Source organism: Pseudomonas sp. MWU16-30317, assembly GCF_020515695.1.
GTDB lineage: Bacteria > Pseudomonadota > Gammaproteobacteria > Pseudomonadales > Pseudomonadaceae > Aquipseudomonas.
The window spans coordinates 1-5,581 of sequence record NZ_JAIWJA010000022.1 but is presented as its reverse complement, the minus strand read 5'-3'; the positions used below and the strand labels follow the sequence as shown (position 1 = coordinate 5,581).

The following is a 5,581-nucleotide window of genomic DNA, read 5'->3' as shown; positions in this document are numbered from 1 at the left end:
GAATGTCGCGCTGGCCGCTGTAGCGGTGCAACAGGGTCTGGAACGACGCCAGCAACAGCATGAACAACGTCACCCCGCGCTCCCGCGCCAGGCCCTGCAGCGCCTGGCTCAGCGCCGGGCTGAGCGGTACCGGCAAACGCGCCCCGCGAAAGCTCGACCGCGCCGGGCGCAAGCGATCCATCGGCAATTCCAGCACCGGCTGTTCGTCACCCAGTTGCGCCTGCCAATAGGCCAGTTGCCGCTCGCGCTCGCCGGCGTCCATCCACTGCCGCTGCCACTGCGCATAGTCGGCGTACTGGATCGGCAAGGCCGGTAAGCTGACCTCGCGACCCTGGCAAAAGCCCTCGTACAAGGCGATCAGTTCACGGACCAGAATCGGCGTCGACCAACCGTCGGAGACGATATGGTGCAGCGTCAAGGTCAGCACATGCTGGTCGTGGGCCACGCGCAGCAAGCGCACCCGCAACAGCGGCCCGTGCTGCAGATCGAAGGGCTGCGCTGCCTCGGCGGCGACCCAGGCCTGCACGCTGGCGGGGTCGACATCCGGCAACGACTCGACCACCAGGCGCAGCGGCTCGGCCGACTCGATGACCTGCACCGGCAAGCCATCGACTTCTGCGAAGCGGGTGCGTAGGGTCTCGTGGCGCGCGATCAGCGCGCTGAAACTGCGCCCGAGTGCTTCGACATGCAAAGGCCCGGTCAGGCGCAGGGCAACCGGCAGGTTGTAAGCCGCACTGTCAGGTTCCAGTTGCCAAAGAACCCACTGGCGCCGCTGGGCATAAGAGAGCCCCGGCTGGTCACCCGTGTCGCGTAGGCCGATGGGGGTGACCCCATACAGGTTCACCCCCTGCTTTTTGAGCAAAGCCGCAAGGGCTTTGCGTTCATCCGCAGACAATGACTTTACGGAGTCGAGCAGCGCTTGCATGTAAAACCTCTTCTAAGAAATCAGCTCGTTCACTTCCTCGCTAGATAGACGTTTGAGTACCTCGAGCGATTTAGCCAATTGCGCCTGCACGCTCTCCTGTTCATCGACCTGTGGTGCCAGCTGGGCACAAAAGTCTGCCAGTCCCGGGTGCTCGAACAACGTCGCCAAGGGCACGTCTCGCCCTAATTGATCGCGGACCCTGACCAGCACTTGAACCGCCAACAACGAATGCCCGCCCAAATGGAAAAAGTCATCCTCTGCGCCCACGCTGTCGATACCCAGTACCTGCGCCCAGATAGCCGCGACTTGCTGGGCCAAGGCCCCCTCGGGCAACGCTCTCGCGCCTTCGCCCGCACTGCGCCGGGGCGGCGGCAGCGCTTTGCGATCAAGCTTGCCATTGGGCGTCTTGGGCATAGCGGGCAGCCTCACTATCGCGCTGGGCAGCATGAACGCCGGTAGGCAGCTGCGCAGATACTCATGAATCGAGTCGATCCACTGGGCTGGAGCGCCCTCAGCGTCATGGCCTTCGTGGTACAGGACGTAAGCGATCAACTGGCAACCCGAGTGATGCTCGACGTCGATCACCACCGCTTCACTCACAGACTCGAGGTCGAGTATTCGCGAGGCGATCTCCCCCAGCTCGATTCGCAAGCCACGAATCTTGACCTGATGATCCAGGCGCCCCAGGTAATCGATCACCCCGTCGGCGCGATAGCGCGCCAGATCACCGGTGCGGTACAGGCGACCACCCGGTTGCGCGGCAAATGGATCGGGAATGAAACGCTCGGCGGTCAGTGCCGGCCGAGCGTGATAACCGCGGGCAAGGCCTGTACCGGCCAGCATCAGCTCACCTGCAACCCCACAGGCGACGGGGCACAGCGCCAGATCGACGCTATAGGTACGCAGGTTATCGATCGGCACACCAATCGGCACACTGTGCCGATCTTGCGCAGTGCAGTGCCAGTGAGTCACATCGATCGCCGCCTCGGTGGGCCCGTACAGGTTGAACAGGTTCACCGCCGGCAAGCGGCTCATGACCTGTTGTGCCAACTCGCCCGACAAGGCCTCGCCGCTGCAGATCAGCCGCTGAAGGCGAGTGCAGCGCTCTGCCTGCACAGCGCCCATGAAAGCCTGCAGCATCGACGGCACAAAATGCACCGTGGTGACGCCGTGAGCAACCATGGTTTCCAGCAGGCGCTGGGGATCGCGATGCTCGCCAGGTTGCGCCAATACCAGGCGCGCGCCGCTGAGCAGCGGCCAGAAGAATTCCCAGACCGATACATCGAAACTGAATGGGGTCTTTTGCAGCACCACGTCCGCGGCGCCTATCGCATAGGCCCGTTGCATCCAGCTCAGTCGATTGTTCAAGGCCCGGTGGCTGTTGCCAGCCCCCTTGGGTCGCCCCGTCGAGCCGGAGGTATAAATGATGTAGGCAAGGTTGTCGGCATGGCTGCTGGACAACAGATTGCCCCGCTGTGCAGAGGCCTCAGCGAGTGCCGGTGCGTCCAGGCAGATGACATGGACCGCGTCGGTGACGGGCAGGTGCTCCACCAAGGCCGTCTGGGTCAGCAGCAGCGTGACGCCACTGTCCTGCAGCATGTACGTCAACCGATCGAGCGGATACTCGGGATCGAACGGCACGTAGGCACCGCCTGCCTTGAGAATCGCCAGCAAGCCGATCACCATGTCCAGGCTTCGATGCGCGGCCACGCCGACCGGTACGTCCGGCCCTACACCCCTGGCCTGCAGCCGGTGCGCCAAGTCGTTGGCCCGGGCATTGAGCTGGGCGTAAGTCAGCGACTGCTCGCCGAATACCAACGCAATGGCGTCGGGGGTTTGCGCCACCTGAGCTTCGATCAGCCGATGTATCGGCTGCTCGAGAGGCGCGACGACGGCGGTATCGTTACGCGTCTGGATGCGCTGACGCTCGACGCTGCCGATTATCTCCAGTGCCCCCGAGGGCAGATCGGCGTTGGCGCCTATCTGTTCCAGCAAGCTGCGCCAGTGCTCACCTATCTGCTGCACACGGTCGGCGCTCAAGCAGGCACGGTCGAAGCTGTAGTGCACGTTGAGTTGCTCGCCCAACCCCAGCGCCAAGGTCAGCGGGTAGTGGGTCTGCTCCAGGCTGGTCACCGCACCGAAGCTCAAGCCTGCCGGCGCGCCCTGCTGCAAGGCTTCTGACACCGGATAATTCTCGAATACCAGCAGCGTGTCGAACAGGCTTGCGCCCGCCTGACCCGCCCAGCGCTGCACATCGTACAGCGGCGTGTGCTCGTGCTCACGCAGGCTCGAGTTCTGCGCCTGCAACTGCTGCAGCCATTGCCCGAGGGGCTGTTCGGCACGCACCTGAGAAATCACCGGCAAGGTGTTGATGAACAGACCCAACTGCTCTTCGATGCCCGTCAATCCTACCGGCCGCCCGGCCACGGTCGCACCGACACTCACGCAGGCTTGGCCGGTATAGCGATGCAGCAGCAACAGCCAGGCGGCTTGCACCACCGTGTTGACTGTGACCCGCTGCTGACGGCTGAACTCCACCAGACGCCGCGTGGCCGCCGTGTCGAAGCGCTGGTGCCACTCTCCGCGCCCTGCGTCGAGTGCATCGTCTTCGCGCTTGATCGCCTGGACCAGACGCGTCGGTTGCTCGAAACCGCGCAGTTGCTCACGCCAGAACGCCTGGTCGGCGCTGGCATCCTGGCGGCCCAGCCACTGGATGTAATCACGAAAACGCCCGCTGGGTGCCTCGACAGCAGCACCCGCATAGCGCTGCAGCACCTCGCCCAGCAGCCGTGAACTGCTCCAGCCGTCCAGCAGGATATGGTGGTTGGTATAGATCAGATGATGCTGGCCGGGCCCGGTCTTGATGACCGTCAAGCGCAGCAGCGTTTCGTTTTGCAGATCGAAGCCGCGCAGACGATCGCTGGCCGCGACGGCATCCAGCGCCGCTGGCAGCGCGTCGTATGCTTGCCAGTCGTGTTGGCTGAACGGCAAGCTGACCTGCTTGCGAATCAACTGCAGGGGCGGTGCCTGGTCGCCGAGGAAACGGGCGCGCAGCACTTCGTGGGCGTCGAGGCTGGCCTGCCAGGCCGCCCGGAACCGCTCGACATCCAGCCCCGCTACATCGACCCGTAATTGGTTGACGTAGGCCACGCCCTCCCGCTGGCCGAGGCTGTGGAACAGCATGCCTTGCTGCATCGGCGACAGCGGATACAGGTCGGCCACTTCACGTGCCGGTACTGGCAGGCGGTCGAGCTGCGCCTGATCAAGGCCGGCCAGCGGAAAGTCTGAAGGGGTCAGCCCGGCAGATTGCGTGTCCATGCAGTGCTCGATCAACGCCAGCAACTCCTGAGTCAGTGCGTCCGCCAGCTGTTGCAAGGTTTGCGCGCGCCAGACCTGCCGGCTGTACGTCCAGGTCAGCTGCAGCACACCGTCATGTATCAGACCATTGATGCTGATCAACGCCGGCAACGGCGCCAGGGGATCCTGCTTGCTGCCACTGTCTTCACCACTGGCAGCGAAGTAGCCGGTGCGCGGGTCAACACTCTGGTCGAATTGCCCCAGATAGTTGAAGACGATCTGGCCTTGCGGCAAAGATGCCAGCGCATCCTGCGTCGATTCATCGCCCAGATAGCGTAACGCGCCGTAGCCAATGCCTTTGTCAGGCACGGCCCGCAGTTGCTCCTTGATCGCCTTGATGGACTCGCCCATGCCGATGGCGGGGCACAGGCACACTGGGTACACGCTGGTAAACCAGCCCACCGTGCGAGTGATGTCCAGATCATCGAACAAATCCTCGCGGCCGTGGCCCTCAAGGCGGATCAACGCACAAGGTTGCTCGGTCCAGCGGCACAGCACGCGGCTCAAGGCAGTCAGCAGCAGATCGTTGATCTGGGTGCGGTAGGCCTGAGCGGCGTGCTGCAACAGATGACGGGTTTGCACGGCGTCCAGTTGGCTGCTCACAAAGGTTGCGTCGGCCTGCAAGCGTCTACCCTGAGGGAAATCACAGGGCAAGGTATCGTCGCGGCCGCTTAAACTGGTGTGCCAGTAGGCAAGCTGCGCGGTCTGGCGGGCACTGGATGCCCAGCTTTGCAGGCGCTGCGCCCAGGTCTTGAAGCTGTCGGTCTTGGCCGGCAGGTGGGCCGGCTGGCCGTTCTCGAGGGCCGTGTAAACCGCTTGCAAATCTTCCAGCACGATGCGCCACGACACGCCGTCGATCACCCAGTGATGCACCACCAGCAACAGGCGTTGTTCGCCGTCCGGGCGCTCGATCAGCACTGCGCGCAGCAGCGTGCCGTGCTGCAGATCGAGGCTGCGCTGGGCTTCATCGGCTACCGCAGCCAGGGCGGTGTCGTCCATGGCTTCACGCTGCCAGAGCGGGTTGTGCGCGTCGCCGTCGTAGTTCACTTGGCCCTGCTGCAAACGTCCGCGCAGCGCATCATGATGATCGACGATCATCCGCAGCGCACGCGCCAGCAAGTCTGCCTGCAGCCGCGCGCGCGGCGCCAGCATCACCGCCTGGTTCCAGTGGTCGCGCTGGGGGATGTCCGTCGCCATGAACCAGGTCTGGATCGGCGTCAGCGGCGCATCGCCGCGTACCGCTCCTTGCTCGATCGCCACCGTCGCGCCGCGCCGCGCCACCCGCGCCAGTTCAGCCAC

Annotated in this window: 2 protein-coding genes; both read right to left on the bottom strand. The window is 64.1% G+C overall.

Annotated elements, in window-relative coordinates; all coding sequences use genetic code 11:
* Nucleotides 1-925 (bottom strand): condensation domain-containing protein (locus LIX93_RS29430; protein WP_226507526.1); only part of this gene is annotated, 925 nt, incomplete at its 3' end.
* A gap of 12 nt (nucleotides 926-937) precedes the next feature.
* A partial coding sequence (locus LIX93_RS29425; protein WP_226507525.1) for a non-ribosomal peptide synthetase occupies nucleotides 938-5,581 on the bottom strand: 4,644 nt, incomplete at its 5' end.